Annotated in this window: 15 protein-coding genes; 8 read left to right on the top strand and 7 right to left on the bottom strand. The window is 72.0% G+C overall.

The genetic code is table 11. The features are described 5' to 3' along the window. Window positions 1-87 precede the first annotated feature (87 nt). The 6 genes from AB0D93_RS02665 to AB0D93_RS02640 all read left to right on the top strand — a co-directional run bounded on the left by AB0D93_RS02665 (window position 88) and on the right by AB0D93_RS02640 (window position 8,029). Window positions 88-2,409, top strand: coding sequence for a SulP family inorganic anion transporter (locus tag AB0D93_RS02665; RefSeq protein WP_362111655.1), 2,322 nt, complete (start codon window positions 88-90; stop codon window positions 2,407-2,409). A 117-nt stretch (window positions 2,410-2,526) separates the two neighbouring features. After that, entirely contained in the window at window positions 2,527-4,482 is a 1,956-nt protein-coding gene (acs, locus tag AB0D93_RS02660; RefSeq protein ID WP_362111652.1) for an acetate--CoA ligase, read from the top strand. A 204-nt stretch (window positions 4,483-4,686) separates the two neighbouring features. Further along, window positions 4,687-6,129 (top strand): Na+/H+ antiporter NhaA, encoded by a 1,443-nt coding sequence (gene nhaA, locus AB0D93_RS02655; RefSeq protein WP_362111880.1) that lies wholly within the window; start codon window positions 4,687-4,689, stop codon window positions 6,127-6,129. Between the two features lie 105 nt (window positions 6,130-6,234). Further along, window positions 6,235-6,723 carry a phage holin family protein gene (locus AB0D93_RS02650; RefSeq protein WP_362111649.1) on the top strand — a complete coding sequence of 163 codons (489 nt, stop codon included), beginning with the start codon at window positions 6,235-6,237 and terminating at the stop codon, window positions 6,721-6,723. Beyond that, window positions 6,720-7,640, top strand: coding sequence for an alpha/beta hydrolase (locus tag AB0D93_RS02645; protein WP_362111645.1), 921 nt, complete (start codon window positions 6,720-6,722; stop codon window positions 7,638-7,640). The genes AB0D93_RS02650 and AB0D93_RS02645 overlap by 4 nt, the downstream gene beginning before the upstream one ends. 209 nt (window positions 7,641-7,849) lie before the next feature. Further along, a complete protein-coding gene (locus AB0D93_RS02640; protein WP_362111642.1) occupies window positions 7,850-8,029 on the top strand; it encodes a hypothetical protein in 180 nt (59 codons plus the stop codon). A gap of 16 nt (window positions 8,030-8,045) precedes the next feature. Here the strand turns inward: AB0D93_RS02640 and AB0D93_RS02635 are convergent, their stop codons facing one another. Genes AB0D93_RS02635 through nth form a run of 3 tightly spaced genes read right to left on the bottom strand, consistent with a single transcriptional unit; the run spans window position 8,046 to window position 10,982 of the window. Continuing rightward, window positions 8,046-9,245, bottom strand: coding sequence for a MarP family serine protease (locus AB0D93_RS02635; RefSeq protein WP_362111639.1), 1,200 nt, complete (start codon window positions 9,243-9,245; stop codon window positions 8,046-8,048). A 12-nt stretch (window positions 9,246-9,257) separates the two neighbouring features. Further along, entirely contained in the window at window positions 9,258-9,953 is a 696-nt protein-coding gene (locus tag AB0D93_RS02630) for a CoA pyrophosphatase (protein ID WP_362111636.1), read from the bottom strand. A 54-nt stretch (window positions 9,954-10,007) separates the two neighbouring features. Next, entirely contained in the window at window positions 10,008-10,982 is a 975-nt protein-coding gene (gene nth, locus AB0D93_RS02625) for an endonuclease III (RefSeq protein WP_362111633.1), read from the bottom strand. A gap of 276 nt (window positions 10,983-11,258) precedes the next feature. On the opposite strand from nth, the gene AB0D93_RS02620 reads away from it, so the two are divergent. Beyond that, complete coding sequence (locus tag AB0D93_RS02620; protein ID WP_030734182.1) at window positions 11,259-11,933, top strand: Crp/Fnr family transcriptional regulator; 675 nt, start codon at window positions 11,259-11,261, stop codon at window positions 11,931-11,933. A gap of 135 nt (window positions 11,934-12,068) precedes the next feature. After that, window positions 12,069-12,914, top strand: a complete 846-nt coding sequence (locus AB0D93_RS02615) for a nucleotidyltransferase domain-containing protein (RefSeq protein WP_362111628.1) — start codon at window positions 12,069-12,071, stop codon at window positions 12,912-12,914. Here the strand turns inward: AB0D93_RS02615 and AB0D93_RS02610 are convergent. From AB0D93_RS02610 to AB0D93_RS02595, 4 genes are all read right to left on the bottom strand, one after another. After that, the gene (locus tag AB0D93_RS02610; protein WP_362111625.1) at window positions 12,911-13,741 is read right to left on the bottom strand and encodes an MBL fold metallo-hydrolase; all 831 of its coding nucleotides are present in this window, start codon (window positions 13,739-13,741) and stop codon (window positions 12,911-12,913) included. The two genes, AB0D93_RS02615 and AB0D93_RS02610, sit on opposite strands and share 4 nt — an antisense overlap. Beyond that, entirely contained in the window at window positions 13,738-14,631 is an 894-nt protein-coding gene (locus AB0D93_RS02605; RefSeq protein WP_362111622.1) for an NUDIX hydrolase, read from the bottom strand. Before AB0D93_RS02605 ends, AB0D93_RS02610 begins: the two co-directional genes overlap by 4 nt. 66 nt (window positions 14,632-14,697) lie before the next feature. Next, window positions 14,698-15,162: a RidA family protein gene (locus tag AB0D93_RS02600; protein WP_362111619.1), complete on the bottom strand. Its 465-nt coding sequence runs from the start codon at window positions 15,160-15,162 to the stop codon at window positions 14,698-14,700. Then, window positions 15,159-15,320, bottom strand: a complete 162-nt coding sequence (locus tag AB0D93_RS02595; RefSeq protein ID WP_003975360.1) for a DUF4177 domain-containing protein — start codon at window positions 15,318-15,320, stop codon at window positions 15,159-15,161. Before AB0D93_RS02595 ends, AB0D93_RS02600 begins: the two co-directional genes overlap by 4 nt. Window positions 15,321-15,421: the final 101 nt, after the last annotated feature.

The following is a 15,421-nucleotide window of genomic DNA, read 5'->3' as shown; positions in this document are numbered from 1 at the left end:
TTGTCTTTACTCTTCATTACGTTTCCTTTACTGGCGTTGGTCCATCCCGCCCAGTCCGACCGAGCCACCCCCGGAGGAGACGGGACCATGTCAACCTGCGCGCCCCCGGACACCCCGCACCCGCCCCCGCACGGCCCGCCACGGGACCGGAGAAGCCGCTTCCGGCCCGCGGGCGCCGACCTGTCGGCGGCCGTCGCCGTCTTCCTGATCGCCCTGCCCCTGTCCCTGGGAATCGCCCTGGCCACCGGCGCCCCGCTCCAGGCCGGACTCGTCGCCGCCGCCGTGGGCGGCCTCGTCGCCGGCCGGCTCGGCGGCTGCCCGCTCCAGGTCAGCGGCCCCGCCGCCGGACTCACCGTGGTCACCGCCGATCTGATCCACCGCTACGGCTGGCGCGCGACCTGCGGCATCACCGTGCTGGCCGGAGCCGCCCAACTCGGCCTCGGCTGCGTGCGGGTGGCGCGCGGGGCGCTCGCGGTCAGCCCGGCCGTGGTGCACGGCATGCTCGCCGGGATCGGCATCACCATCGCCGTCGCCCAGCTGCACATCGTCCTCGGCGGCAGCCCGGACAGCTCCGTCCTCGCCAATGTGCGCGCCCTGCCGGACCAGTTGGCCCACCTGCACCCGGCCGCCGTCCGGATGAGCGCGCTGACCCTCGTCCTGTTGCTGGTCTGGCCCCGTCTGCCCGGTCGCACCGGCCGGGTGCTGCGAAGGGTGCCGGCCGCTCTCGTAGCCGTCGCCGGGGCCACCGCCACGGCGACGCTCACCGGTCTCGTGCTGCCCCGGGTCGACCTGCCGTCCTGGCGCAGCCACGCCCTGGCCGGGCTGCCCGAGGGTCCGGCACTCGGACTCGCCGCCGCCGTGCTCACCACCACCCTGGTGTGCAGCGTGCAGTCGCTGCTCGGGGCGGTGGCCGTGGACAAGCTGGTCGCGGCCCGCACCGGCCCGGCCCCCCGTGTCGGCCGCTCCGACCTGGACCGGGAGCTGCTGGGCCAGGGCGCCGCCAACATCGTCTCCGGGGCGCTCGGCGGACTGCCCGTCGCCGGGGTGGCCGTGCGCAGTACCGCGAACGTGAAGTCCGGTGCGCTCAGCCGGAACTCCACGATGCTGCACGGCGTTCTCGTAGTAGTCGCCGCGCTGCTGATGGTTCCGGTCCTGGAGGAGATCCCGCTCGCCTCCCTCGCCGCCCTGGTGATGGCCGTCGGTGTCCAGATGGTGTCCCTGCACCACATCCGCACGGTGACGCGCCACCGAGAGGTGCTGGTCTACGCCGCGACCACACTCGGCGTGGTCCTCCTCGGCGTCCTCCAGGGCGTGTTCCTCGGGGTCGCCATGGCGGTCGCTCTCGCCCTGCACCGCCTCACCCGCACCCGCATCACCCATGAAGAGAAGGGAGGAGTCCATCACGTACGCGTCAGAGGCCAGTTGACGTTCCTCGCGGTACCCCGGCTCAGCCGGATCCTGCATCTCGTCCCCCAAGGTGCCCACGCGGTCGTGGAGTTGGACGCGTCGTTCATGGACCACGCGGCGTACGAGTCGCTGCGGGACTGGCGCAGCACCCACACCGCGCGCGGCGGCACGGCCGAACTGCCGGGCAGGCGCGACGGAATTCGGACCTCCGGACCGCCCCGGTCCGCCGGGTGCCGGTGCCGGCCCTGGACGCCCTGGCGCGATCACCGGGCCTGCCTCCCGGACGCCGCCGCCGCACCGGCCGGGCGGGAGGCGGGGCGGGAGCTGGCCCGTGGGATCGGCACGTTCCAGCGCAACACCGCGCCGCTGGTGCGGGGGGAACTGGCGCGGCTCGCCCGGGAGGGCCAGCGGCCCGCGCAGCTCTTCCTCACCTGCGCCGACTCCCGGCTCGTCACGTCGATGATCACCGCCAGCGGCCCCGGCGACCTGTTCGTCGTCCGCAACGTCGGCAACCTGGTGCCGGCGCCGGGCGAGGAGCACGGTGACGACTCGGTGGCGGCCGCGGTCGAGTACGCCGTGGAGGTGCTCGGGGTGCGCTCCATCACCGTGTGCGGGCACTCGGGTTGCGGGGCCATGCAGGCGCTGCTGAGCGCGGGCGGCCCGGCCGGGGACACCCCGCTGGGGCGCTGGCTGCGGCACGGGCTGCCGAGTGTGGCGCGGATGGCCGAGGGCCGCCGCGACCGGCCCCGGCTGGCCGGCCGGTCCCCGGCCGACGCGATGGAGGAGCTGGGCCTGATCAACGTGGTCCAGCAGCTGGAGCATCTGCGGGCGCACGGCCCGGTCGCCCGCGCCCTGGCCGTGGGCCGGCTGGAACTGCACGGGATGTACTTCGACGTGGCCGAGGCACAGGCCTATCTGCTGACAGGGGGTGCGGGAGACGGAGTGTTCGAGGGCGTCACCGAAGGCGCCGGCGCGGGAGGAGGGTCGCGCGGCGCGGTGTGAACACACAGGTTCCGGACAGGTCTAAACCAATTTTACCGACCGCCCTTGTCATCGGGCCCCCGCGTCTGATGAGCTGTGGCCTGGGACACAACGGACACCCTTCGAAAGGGAGATGTCGTGAGCAACGAGAGCCTGGCCAACCTGCTCAAGGAAGAACGCAGGTTCGCGCCCCCCGCCGACCTGGCCGCGCACGCCAACGTCACGGCGGAGGCGTACGCAGAGGCCAAGGCTGACAGGCTCGGCTTCTGGGCCGAGCAGGCCCGCCGCCTGACCTGGGCCAAGGAACCGACCGAGACGCTGGACTGGTCGAACCCGCCGTTCGCCAAGTGGTTCAAGGACGGCGAGTTGAACGTCGCGTACAACTGCGTGGACCGGCATGTGGAGGCCGGGCACGGGGACCGTGTCGCCATCCACTTCGAGGGTGAGCCCGGCGACAGCCGCTCGATCACCTATGCCGAGTTGAAGGACGAGGTCTCCAAGGCGGCCAACGCCCTGCTGGACCTGGGTGTCCGCAAGGGCGACCGGGTCGCGATCTACATGCCGATGATCCCGGAGACCGCGATCGCGATGCTGGCCTCGGCCCGGATCGGCGCCGCGCACTCGGTGGTCTTCGGCGGCTTCTCGGCGGACGCGCTGGCGACCCGCATCCAGGACGCGGACGCCAAGGTGGTCATCACCGCCGACGGCGGCTACCGGCGCGGCAAGCCGTCCGCGCTGAAGCCGGCCGTGGACGAGGCGATCGCCAAGGTCGACAACGTCGAGCACGTGCTGGTGGTGCGCCGTACCGGGCAGGACGTGGCCTGGGACGACGAGCGGGACGTGTGGTGGCACGAGCTGACAGGCCGCCAGTCCGCCGAGCACACCCCGGAGGCGTTCGAGGCGGAGCACCCGCTGTTCATCCTCTACACCTCCGGCACCACGGGGAAGCCGAAGGGCATCCTGCACACCTCCGGTGGCTACCTCACGCAGACGGCCTACACACACTGGGCGGTCTTCGACCTCAAGCCGGAGACGGACGTGTACTGGTGCACGGCCGACGTCGGCTGGGTCACCGGGCACTCGTACATCGTCTACGGCCCGCTGGCCAACGGCGCGACCCAGGTCATGTACGAGGGCACCCCGGACACCCCGCACCAGGGCCGGTTCTGGGAGATCGTGCAGAAGTACAAGGTCACGATCCTCTACACCGCGCCGACGGCGATCCGGACCTTCATGAAGTGGGGCGACGACATCCCCGCCAAGTTCGACCTGTCCTCCCTGCGCGTCCTCGGCTCGGTGGGCGAGCCCATCAACCCCGAGGCGTGGATCTGGTACCGCAAGAACATCGGCGCGGACAAGACGCCCGTCGTGGACACCTGGTGGCAGACCGAGACCGGCGCGATGATGATCTCGCCGCTGCCCGGCGTCACCGCCGCCAAGCCCGGTTCCGCGCAGACCCCGCTGCCCGGCATCAGCGCGACCGTCGTCGACGACGAGGCGAACGAGGTGCCCAACGGCGGAGGTGGCTACCTCGTCCTCACCGAGCCGTGGCCGTCGATGCTGCGCACCATCTGGGGCGACGACCAGCGGTTCATCGACACCTACTGGTCCCGCTTCGAGGGCAAGTACTTCGCCGGCGACGGCGCGAAGAAGGACGACGACGGCGACATCTGGCTGCTGGGCCGGGTGGACGACGTGATGCTCGTCTCCGGGCACAACATCTCCACCACCGAGGTCGAGTCGGCGCTCGTCTCCCACCCGTCCGTCGCCGAGGCGGCCGTCGTCGGTGCCGCCGACGAGACCACCGGTCAGGCGATCGTCGCGTTCGTCATCCTGCGCGGTACGGCCGCCGAGACCGAGGCGCTGGTCGGCGAGCTGCGCGACCACGTCGGCGCCACGCTCGGCCCGATCGCCAAGCCCAAGCGGATCCTGCCGGTGGCGGAGCTGCCCAAGACCCGCTCCGGCAAGATCATGCGCCGCCTGCTGCGCGACGTGGCCGAGAACCGCCAGCTCGGTGACGTCACCACGCTGACGGACTCCACGGTCATGGACCTCATCCAGACCAAGCTGCCCGCCGCGCCCAGCGAGGACTGAGCGGCACCGCTTTGCGGGGGGCACCTGGCCGACGGGCCAGGTGCCCCCTCTGCGTCTAGCGTGAGGATCACCGGTCCCGGACCGCACCCTTTGAGGAGCAGGCAACCTTAGGTAAGGTAAGTAAAGCGTCGAGAACGCGACAAGGGTGTGCCGGGAAGTCTGGTCGGCGAGGTGAGCCGTCCTGTCTATCTCCCGGAGGTCCCCGTGGCCGCGCCCCGCACCCGGAAAGCAACCCGCAAGGCACTCGGACGTCTCTCCCTGCCCGAGCGTGCCTTCGTCGCGGACGCGCTGCGCACCGAGACCGTCGGCGGCGTCCTGCTGCTCCTCGCCGCCGTGGCGGCGCTGCTCTGGGCGAACATCCCCGCCCTCCACCACAGCTACGAGTCCGTCAGCCACTTCCACTTCGGCCCCGGCGCGCTCGGCCTGCGCCTCTCCGTCGCCCACTGGGCCGCCGACGGCCTCCTCGCCGTGTTCTTCTTCGTCGCCGGCATCGAGCTCAAGCGGGAGCTGGTCGCGGGAGACCTGCGCGATCCCAGGGCCGCCGTGCTGCCCGTGGTGGCCGCGCTGTGCGGCATGGCCGTACCGGCGCTCGTCTACACCCTCACCAATCTCACCGGTCACGGCTCCACGCAGGGCTGGGCCGTGCCCACCGCCACCGACATCGCCTTCGCGCTCGCCGTCCTCGCCGTCATCGGCACCTCCCTGCCCAGCTCGCTGCGCGCCTTCCTGCTCACCCTCGCGGTCGTCGACGACCTCTTCGCGATCCTGATCATCGCGGTCTTCTTCACCGACCGGCTGAACTTCGCCGCGCTCGGCGGGGCAGCCGCCGGGCTGGCGGTCTTCTGGCTGCTGCTGCGCAAGGGCGTGCGCGGCTGGTACGTGTACGTGCCACTCGCCGTGGTGATCTGGGCGCTGATGTACAACAGCGGCGTGCACTCCACCATCGCCGGCGTGGCGATGGGCCTCATGCTGCGCTGCACCACCCGCGAGGGTGAGCAGCACTCGCCCGGCGAGCACATCGAGCATCTGGTGCGGCCTTTGTCCGCCGGGCTCGCCGTACCGATGTTCGCGCTGTTCAGCGCTGGGGTGACGGTCTCCGGCGGAGCGCTCGGGGACGTGTTCACCAGGCCGGAGACACTCGGTGTGGTGCTCGGTCTCGTCATCGGCAAGACGATCGGCATCTTCGGCGGCACCTGGCTGACCGTCCGCTTCACCCGCGCCTCCCTCAGCGAGGACCTCGCCTGGGCCGACGTGTTCGCGGTGGCCTCCCTCGCCGGCATCGGCTTCACCGTCTCCCTTCTCATCGGTGAACTGGCCTTCGCCGGCGACGCCGTCCTCACCGACGAGGTCAAGGCGGCCGTGCTCACCGGATCGCTCATCGCGGCGCTCGCCGCCACGGTGCTGCTGAAGATACGCAACGCCGAATACCGCAGGCTGTACGAGGAGGAGAACCGGGACGAGGACCGCGACGGCATCCCGGACGTCTACGAGCAGGACGACCCCGCCTATCACCTGCGCATGGCCGCGATCCACGAGCGCAAGGCCGCCGAACACCGGCGGATCGCCGCCGAGCGGGCGGCCGCGGCACGCCACGGGCTTCAGGAAGTACCGGGCGGGGCAGGCGAGGAGGACGAGCGTCCGGCATGATCTGACGAGACGGTACAAAACAAGACGGCCACACGAGCGGGCCCGCCGACCGCGTATGACGGTACGGCGCGCCCACGGCACGAGAGACCTCTGAGGGAGAACGCGATGAGCGCACCCGACGGCAGCCCGGTCGGCGCCGAACGCAGCATCGGCCAGCTGTTCGCCTCGGCGACGACCGAATTGTCGGCGCTGGTGCACGACGAGATCGCCCTGGCCAAGGCCCAGCTGAAGCAGGATGTGAAGCGCGGCGCGGTCAGCGGCGGCGCCTTCTCGGCGGCGGGGGTCCTGCTGGTCTTCTCGCTCCCGATGCTCAACTTCGCCCTGGCGTACGGCATCAGGACGTGGAGCGGCTGGAACATGGCCGTCTGCTTCCTGCTGTCCTTCGCGGCGAACGTGGTCGTCGCCGGCCTCCTCGCGCTGATCGGCACGGTCTTCGCGAAGAAGGCCAAGAAGGGCCAGGGCCCGCAGAAGGTGGCCGCCTCGATGAAGGAGACGGCGGGCGTCCTGCAGAACGCCAAGCCGCATCCGCGCGGGGAGCTGCCCGGGGACCGCACCCCCGCGGCCATCGAGGCTGTGGCACGCTCACAGTCATGACGGATCCCGCCCCTTCGGCCGTGCGGCTGGACGGTCCCTGGACACACAGGGACGTCGCCGCGAACGGCGCGCGCTTCCACATCGCCGAGCTCGGCGACGGCCCCCTGGTGCTGCTGCTGCACGGCTTCCCGCAGTTCTGGTGGACCTGGCGGCACCAGCTGGTGGCGCTCGCGGACGCGGGATACCGGGCGGTGGCGATGGACCTGCGGGGCGTCGGCGGCAGCGACCGCACACCCCGCGGGTACGACCCCGCCAACCTCGCGCTCGACGTCACCGGTGTGATCCGCTCGCTCGGCGAGCCGGACGCGGCGGTGGTCGGCCACGACCTGGGCGGCTACCTGGCGTGGACGGCGGCGGCGATGCGGCCCAAGCTCGTCCGGCGCCTCGCCGTGGTGTCGATGCCGCATCCGCGGCGCTGGCGCGCGGCGATGCTGCGGGACGCCCGGCAGACGGCCGCCAACTCCTACATCTGGGGCTTCCAGCGGCCGTGGATCCCGGAGCGTCAACTCACCGCGGACGGCGGTGCGCTGGTGGGCCGGCTGATCCGGGACTGGTCGGGGCCGCAGCCGCCGGAGGACGAGGCGGTGCAGACGTACCAGCGGGCCATGTGCATCCCGTCGACCGCGCACTGCTCGGTCGAGCCGTACCGCTGGCTGGTGCGGTCGCTCGCCCGCCCGGACGGCATCCAGTTCAACCGCCGGATGAAGCGGCCGGTGCGGGTGCCCACGCTGCATCTGCACGGCTCGCTGGACCCGGTGACGCGCACGCGCAGCGCCGCCGGTTCGGGCGAGTACGTCGAAGCGCCGTACCGCTGGCGCCTGTTCGACGGCCTCGGCCACTTCCCGCACGAGGAGGACCCGGCCGCGTTCTCCACCGAGCTGGTCAACTGGCTGAAGGATCCCGAGCCGGACCGGTGACGTACACGGGCCGCCGTGCCGTACACCCGTCGCCGGTACTCTTCACCCGTACCGGTGACGTACGCCGGTGACCGTGCGGTGACGGTTCGATGCGTGGAGTATCCGATTCCTGGACAGTTGTCCGTCGAACGGCCACATGCCTGCCGCATAGGCCAATTGAGCGGCGCTCAGGCGGTTATCGACCTTCGGGCAGGGGCAGACGTCGGGGTATGGGCTGGACGCACGACTACAGTGACGCACCCCGCAACCGCCGGTCGACCGCCGGTGTGAGCACGCCTCAGCGAGGCACCCCGCAACTCGCGGAAGGGGACCTCCGCGTGGGGATCCCGCGCATCCTGCGCCGCCGGGCCCGCTGGGTCTCGATGCGTCTGCGTCACCCACGCGGCTGAACCTCCCTGCGCGGGGTCACAGGGCGCAGCTGTCCGTACCCACCTGCTGGTTCGCCGTACGCCCCTGATCGATGTCGGCCCGGATCTCGTCCGTCGTGAGGGCGTAACCGGTCTCGGAGTCGTCGAGGGACTTGGCGAACACCACGCCGTAGACCCGGCCGTCGGGAGTGAGCAGCGGGCCGCCGGAGTTGCCCTGGCGGACGATCGTGTACAGCGAGTACACGTCGCGGCGGACGGTGCCGCGGTGGTAGATGTCCGGGCCGTTGGCCGAGATGCGCCCGCGCACGCGAGCGGCGCGCACGTCGTACGAGCCGTTCTCCGGGAAGCCCGCGACGATCGCGCCGTCACCACCGGTCGCCTCGTGGGCGGAGAACCGCAAGGACTTCGCCTTCAGGTCCGGTACGTCGAGCACGGCGATGTCGCGCTTCCAGTCGTACAGGACGACCTTCGCCTCGTACTTGCGGCCCTCTCCGCCTATCTGCACGGTGGGCTCGTCGACCCCGCCCACCACGTGCGCGTTGGTCATGACCCGGCGGTCGGAGAAGACGAAACCACTGCCCTCCAGGACCTTGCCGCAGCTCTGGGCGGTGCCGGTGACCTTGACGATGGAGTTCTGGGCGCGCACGGCGACCGGGCTGTTCGCGAGGGCCGGGTCGGGCGGCTGGACGTCCTTGATCGGCTCGTTGGCGAAGGGGCTGAAGACCTGCGGGAAGCCGTTCTGCGCGAGGACGGAGGAGAAGTCCGCGAACCAGGTGTCGGCCTGTGCGGGCAGCGCCCGGGAGACCCCGAGGAGCACCTTGGAGCCGCGGACCTCCTTGCCGAGCGTCGGCAGGGTGGTACCGGCCAGGGCGGAGCCGATCAGCCAGGCCACCAGCAGCATGGCCACGACGTTGACCAGCGCGCCGCCGGTGGCGTCCAGGGCACGGGCCGGGGACCAGGTGATGTGCCGGCGCAGCTTGCTGCCCAGGTGGGTGGTCAGGGCCTGGCCGACGGAGGCGCAGACGATGACGACGACCACGGCGACCACGGCGGCGGTGGTGCCGACGTCCGCCTTGTCGGTCACGGCGTCCCAGATGACGGGCAGTGCGTACACGGCGACGAGGCCGCCGCCCAGGAACCCGATCACCGACAGGATGCCGACGACGAAGCCCTGGCGGTAACCCACGACCGCGAACCACACGGCCGCGACCAGCAACAGGATGTCCAGCACGTTCACGGGATCACCCTGTCATGACCGCCAGTCGAGTGGGACCTGCTTCTCTCTGTCCCAAGGGCGCTCCCAGCCCGCGAAATGCAGCAGACGGTCGATCACTCCGGCTGTGAAGCCCCACACCAGGGCCGATTCGACCAGGAATGCCGGGCCTCGGTGACCGCTGGGGTGGACGGTGGTGGCGCGGTTGGCGGGGTCCGTGAGATCCGCCACGGGGACCGTGAAGACCCGGGCCGTCTCGTTCGGATCGACGACGCCGACGGGGCTGGGCTCGCGCCACCAGCCGAGCACGGGCGTGACCACGAAACCGCTGACCGGGATGTACAGCGCGGGCAGCACGCCGAAGAGCTGGACCCCGGCGGGATCCAGGCCGGTCTCCTCCTCGGCCTCGCGCAGCGCGGCCCTGAGCGGGCCGTCGGTGTGCGGGTCGCCGTCCTCGGGATCGAGCGCGCCGCCCGGGAAGGACGGCTGCCCGGCGTGCGAGCGCAGGGAGCCCGCGCGCTCCATCAGCAGCAGCTCCGGGCCGCGCTCGCCCTCGCCGAACAGGATCAGCACGGCCGACTTGCGGCCCGAGCCGTTCTCCGGCGGCAGGAAGCGGCTGAGCTGGAGCGGCTCGACCGTCTCGGCGGCCCGCACCACGGGCGCCAGCCACCCGGGCAAGCCCTCCTTGCTCAGCGTCACCGCGCCGTCCCGCGTCTCACTGGTCCTCGCCATCGCCACCCCCGTCGCTCTGCCTGTCCAACGCCCGGGGACCCCGAGATCGTTCCGTCACGCGGCCCCCAGTGGCGGGGCCGGCCTGCCGCCCGCGTCCAGGTAGGCCTGCGGCGGCTTGAGCCGCTGGCCGGGGAAGCCGCCCTTCTCGTACTTCAGGAGCTTCCTCGCCTTCTCCGGATCGGTCTCGCCCTCGCCGTAGGCCGGGCAGAGCGGGGCGACGGGGCAGGCGCCGCAGGCGGGCTTGCGGGCGTGGCAGATCCGGCGGCCGTGCCAGATCACGTGGTGGGACAGGTCGGTCCACTCGCTCTTCGGGAACAACGCGCCGACGGCGGCCTCGATCTTGTCCGGGTCGGTCTCGTCCGTCCACTGCCAGCGCCGTACCAGCCGCTGGAAATGCGTGTCCACGGTGATCCCGGGCCGTCCGAAGGCGTTGCCGAGCACGACGAAGGCGGTCTTGCGGCCGACGCCCGGCAGCTTGACCAGGTCCTCCAGCCTCCCCGGCACCTCGCCGCCGAAGTCCTCGGTCAGGGCCTTGGAGAGCCCTATGACCGACTTGGTCTTGGCCCGGAAGAACCCGCAGGGGCGCAGGATCTCCTCGACCTCCTCCGGGTTGGCGGCGGCCAGGTCCTCGGGGGTGGGGTACCTCGCGAAGAGCGCGGGGGTGGTCTGGTTGACGCGCAGGTCGGTGGTCTGCGCCGACAGCACGGTGGCCACCAGCAGCTGGAAGGGGTTCTCGAAGTCCAGCTCGGGGTGGGCGTACGGATACACCTCGGCGAGCTCGCGGTTGATGCGGCGGGCCCGGCGGACCAGGGCGGTACGGGACTCGTCCCTCGGCGGCCGCACGGCGACCTTCTTCGCGGGCGCCGCCTTCTTCACGGCCACGGCCTTCCCGGTCCCCACGGCCTTCTTGGCCGGGGTGACCTTCTTGGCCGGGGTGACCTTCTTGTCCGGGGCCCCCTTCTTGACCGGGGCGGCCTTTTTTGCCGTTTTTCCGGTTTTCTTACTACCGCCGGAGCTCTGTTCGCCCACAGCGGAATCGCGACGTACAACCACCCGCTAAGCCCCCTTGGCCTGTGCTCTCACCGGCGATTTGGACACCCGGCCACCCTAAAGCCCGGCACCGACATCCGCCCCGGACCCGGGGGATCGGACCCCGATTGGACCCCTGACGCTTACCTCGGGAGGCCTGTGCGGCATCCTTGTGACAGATCACACTGTTTGGACCGTCCGGCAAAATGGGGAACACGGTCCCCTGGCACTCGGGGGAGCAAGATCCCCTGAGCAGGTCGACAAGGAGAGAACTCAGTGGACGACGTTCTGCGGCGCAACCCGCTCTTCGCGGCTCTCGACGACGAGCAGGCCGCGGAGCTTCGCGCCTCCATGAGTGAGGTGACCCTCGCACGCGGCGACTCCCTGTTCCACGAGGGCGACCCGGGCGACCGGCTGTACGTCGTCACCGAGGGCAAGGTGAAGCTGCACCGCACCTCCCCCGACGGCCGCGAGAACATGCTCGCCGTCGTCGGCCCCGGCGAACTGATCGGCGAGCTGTCGCTCTTCGACCCGGGCCCCCGTACGGCCACCGCGACCGCGCTGACCGAGGTCAAGCTGCTCGGTCTCGGCCACGGCGACCTCCAGCCCTGGCTGAACGTCCGCCCCGAGGTGGCCGGCGCCCTGCTGCGGGCCGTCGCCCGCCGCCTGCGCAAGACCAACGACGCCATGTCCGACCTGGTCTTCTCCGACGTCCCCGGCCGCGTGGCGCGCGCCCTGCTGGACCTGTCGCGCCGCTTCGGCGTGCAGTCCGAGGAGGGCATCCACGTCGTCCACGACCTCACGCAGGAAGAGCTGGCCCAGCTGGTCGGCGCCTCGCGCGAGACCGTGAACAAGGCGCTGGCGGACTTCGCCCAGCGCGGATGGCTCCGCCTGGAGGCGCGTGCCGTGATCCTGCTGGACGTGGAGAGGCTGGCGAAGCGGTCCCGCTGACGCCGGTGCGGCCGTACGACTGGGGGCCCTGCTCCTCGTGAGCCGGGCCCGTGTCGTTGCCGGCCGTTCCCCGGGAACGGCGAGCCGGGCCGGAAACGAGCCCCACGGCCGCCAGGCACCCGGCACAGTGGCCCCATGCCCCGACCGCCCGCCCCGCACGGCCTCGACCCCTTCGGCCACATCGCACGCGAAGGCTCCCTCGCCCACGTGCCCGCCGCCTTCCGCCCGGTCGTGGCCGCGGCCCGCGACCGGCTGCCGGAGGTCTTCGGAGCGCGCCTGCACAGCGCCTACCTCTACGGGTCGATCCCGCGCGGCACCGCCCTGGTGGGGCGCAGCGACCTGGATCTGTTCGTCGCGCTGCGGGACGAGCCGACCGACGCCGACCGGGACGCCGTACGGGCGCTCGGTGCCGCCGTCGACGGGGAATTCCCGCAGATCGACGGCGTCGGCACGCTGCTGTACGGCCGGGACCGCCTGCTGAGCGAGCTGGAACGGTACGACCTGGGGTGGTTCGTCGCGTGCCTGTGCACCCCGCTGCTCGGCGAGGACCTCGCCGCACACCTGCCGCGCTACCGCCCCGACTCGCTGCTCGCCCGCGAGACCAACGGCGACCTGGCCCGGCGGCTGCCGCGCTGGCGGGAGCGGATCGCGGGCACGGAGGACACCGAGACTGCCCGTCGGCCGCTCGTGCGCTTCATGTCCCGGCACCTGGTCCGCACGGGCTTCACCCTCGTCATGCCCCGCTGGAACGGCTGGACCAGCGATCTGCGGGAGATGGCCGAGGTGTGCGGCGCCTTCTACCCCGAGCGGGCCGCACCCCTGCGGACGGCGGCGCGGTACGGCAGCGAGCCCGTCGGCGATCCGGAGGTGCTGCGGTCGTACGTGGACGACCTCGGGCCCTGGCTCGCCGAGGAGTACGCGCGCGTGCACGGCGTGAAGGCCCCGCGCCCGGAGGATCGACAAGGCGCTCGACGGCCCTAGATCAGCCCGTGCTCGCTCAGGTAGTCCAGCTGGGCCCGCACGGACAGCTCCGCCGCCGGCCACAGGGAGCGGTCCACGTCGGCGTACACATGGGCGACGACCTGGGCCGGGGTGCGGTAGCCGTCCTCGACCGCCGTCTCCACCTGGGCGAGCCGGTGCGCGCGGTGGGCGAGGTAGAACTCGACGGCGCCCTGGGCGTCCTCCAGTACCGGCCCGTGGCCCGGCAGGACGGTGTGCACGCCGTCGTCCACGGTCAGGGACCGCAGCCGGCGCAGGGAGTCCAGGTAGTCGCCCAGGCGGCCGTCAGGATGCGCCACGACCGTCGTACCGCGCCCGAGGATGGTGTCGCCGGTCAGCACCGCCCGATCGGCCGGCAGATGGAAGGACAGCGAGTCCGCGGTGTGCCCCGGGGTCGGTACGACCCTCAGCTCCAGCCCGCCGACGTCGATCACGTCCCCGGCGGCCAGGCCCTCGTCGCCCAGGCGCAGTGCGGGGTCCAGCGCACGCACGCGCGTGCCGGTCAGTTCCGCGAAACGGGCGGCGCCCTCGGCGTGGTCGGGGTGGCCGTGGGTGAGCAGGGTCAGGGCTATGCGCTTGCCGGCCTTCTCGGCGGTGTCGACGACGGTGCTCAGATGGCCGTCGTCCAGCGGGCCCGGATCGATCACCACGGCGAGGTCGGAGTCGGGCTCGGCGACGATCCAGGTGTTGGTGCCGTCCAGGGTCATCGCGGAGGCGTTGGGCGCGAGGACGTTGACGGCCCGTGTGGTGGCGGGCCCGGAGAGCACCTGGCCGCGGGGCTGGCCCGGCAGCGCGCCGGCGTCGGTCATGCGGGGCCTCCACCCGTGGTCTCGGCGGTCGTCGGAGCCGTAGGGACGTGCTTGGTGAACTCCTCGTGCCCCGGCCAGGACAGGACGATCTCGCCGTCCTGGAGACGGGCGCTCGCCATCACCGGCGTCATGTCGCGCTCCGGGGCCGCGGCGAGTGCCCCGGCGGCGGTGGCGTACGGCAGCAGCTGGCGCAGGGTGGCGATGGTGGGCGGCATCATCAGCAGCTCGCCCTTGTCGTAACCGGCGGCGGCCTCGGCGGGGCGGATCCACACCGTGCGGTCGGCCTCCGTGGAGGCGTTGCGGGTGCGCTGGCCCTCGGGCAGGGCGGCCACGAAGAACCAGGTGTCGTAGCGGCGTGCCTCGAACTCCGGGGTGATCCAGCGGGTCCAGGCACCCAGCAGGTCCGAGCGCAGCACCAGACCGCGCCGGTGCAGGAACTCGGCGAAGGACAGCTCGCGCGCGACCAGCGCGGCCCGGTCGGCCTCCCAGTCCGCACCGGTGGTGTCGCCGACGACCGAGTCCGGGTCCGGCCCGGCGAGCAGGACGCCCGCCTCCTCGTACGTCTCGCGCACGGCCGCGCAGACGATCGCCTGTGCCCCGGACTCGTCGACGCCGAGCCGCTCGGCCCACCACGCGCGCGTGGGGCCCGCCCAGCGCACCAGACGGTCGTCGTCGCGCGGGTCGACACCGCCCCCGGGATACGCGTACGCGCCTCCGGCGAAGGCCATGGAGGCGCGTCTGCGCAGCATGTGGACCACCGGGCCGGACTCGGTGTCCTTCAGGAGCAGGACCGTGGCCGCGCGCCTGGGGGACACCGGGGTGAGGGTGCCGTCCGCGAGCGCGCGGATGCGGTCCGGCCACTCCGGGGGGTACCACTGACCGTTCGCCATGGCCGGAGGCTATCCCGTGTAGGGCGAATGTTCGAGAGGTGCCCGAGGTCAGTGGTGGTTCGCGGGCTACTGCGCGAGTTCCACCTGGATCTCGACCTCCACCGGCGCGTCCAGCGGCAGCACCGCGACGCCGACGGCACTGCGGGCGTGCACGCCCTTGTCGCCGAGGACCTCGCCGAGCAGTTCGCTGGCGCCGTTGACGACACCCGGCTGCCCCGTGAAGTCGGCCGCGGAGGCCACGAAACCGACGACCTTCACCACGCGCGCGATGCGGTCCAGGTCGCCGGTGACGGACTTCACGGCGGCCAGCGCGTTCAGCGCGCAGATGCGGGCCAGGTCCTTGGCCTCCTCCGGGGTGACCTCGGCGCCCACCTTGCCGGTGACCGGCAGCTTGCCCTCGACCATCGGCAGCTGGCCGGCGGTGTAGACGTACACGCCGGACCGCACGGCCGGCTGGTACGCGGCCAGCGGCGGTACGACCTCCGGCAGGGTCAGGCCCAGTTCGGCCAGCTTGGCCTCGACCGCGCTCATGCCTGCTTCTCCCGCTTCAGGTAGGCCACGAGCTGCTCGGGGTTGTTGGGCCCGGGCACGACCTGGACGAGCTCCCAGCCGTCCTCGCCCCAGGTGTCCAGGATCTGCTTCGTGGCATGGACGAGCAGCGGCACGGTTGCGTATTCCCACTTCGTCATGGGGCCGACTGTAGCCGCTGCGGCCGCGGGTACGGTGACCTGCGGCCCCGGGGGCCGTGACCTGCGTTATCCACAGCCTCTCGCGTGAGTGTCGACGGGAC

The sequence above is a fragment of the Streptomyces sp. NPDC048191 genome, from assembly GCF_040652655.1.
In the GTDB taxonomy this organism is placed as follows: Bacteria; Actinomycetota; Actinomycetes; order Streptomycetales; family Streptomycetaceae; genus Streptomyces.
The sequence above is the reverse complement of the archived record's forward strand: the minus strand, read 5'-3'. Positions and strand labels throughout refer to the sequence as shown.

Bases quoted from the DNA above. Each gene is read 5' to 3' on its own strand.
- AB0D93_RS02610 (WP_362111625.1), bottom strand. From the start codon at position 13,741: ATGACCGACGCCGGCGCGCTGCCGGGCCAGCCCCGCGGCCAGGTGCTC.
- AB0D93_RS02645 (WP_362111645.1), top strand. From the start codon at position 6,720: ATGACGGATCCCGCCCCTTCGGCCGTGCGGCTGGACGGTCCCTGGACA.
- AB0D93_RS02615 (WP_362111628.1), top strand. From the start codon at position 12,069: ATGCCCCGACCGCCCGCCCCGCACGGCCTCGACCCCTTCGGCCACATC.
- AB0D93_RS02650 (WP_362111649.1), top strand. From the start codon at position 6,235: ATGAGCGCACCCGACGGCAGCCCGGTCGGCGCCGAACGCAGCATCGGC.
- AB0D93_RS02605 (WP_362111622.1), bottom strand. From the start codon at position 14,631: ATGGCGAACGGTCAGTGGTACCCCCCGGAGTGGCCGGACCGCATCCGC.
- AB0D93_RS02600 (WP_362111619.1), bottom strand. From the start codon at position 15,162: ATGAGCGCGGTCGAGGCCAAGCTGGCCGAACTGGGCCTGACCCTGCCG.
- AB0D93_RS02630 (WP_362111636.1), bottom strand. From the start codon at position 9,953: ATGGCGAGGACCAGTGAGACGCGGGACGGCGCGGTGACGCTGAGCAAG.
- AB0D93_RS02595 (WP_003975360.1), bottom strand. From the start codon at position 15,320: ATGACGAAGTGGGAATACGCAACCGTGCCGCTGCTCGTCCATGCCACG.
- AB0D93_RS02640 (WP_362111642.1), top strand. From the start codon at position 7,850: ATGGGCTGGACGCACGACTACAGTGACGCACCCCGCAACCGCCGGTCG.
- AB0D93_RS02665 (WP_362111655.1), top strand. From the start codon at position 88: ATGTCAACCTGCGCGCCCCCGGACACCCCGCACCCGCCCCCGCACGGC.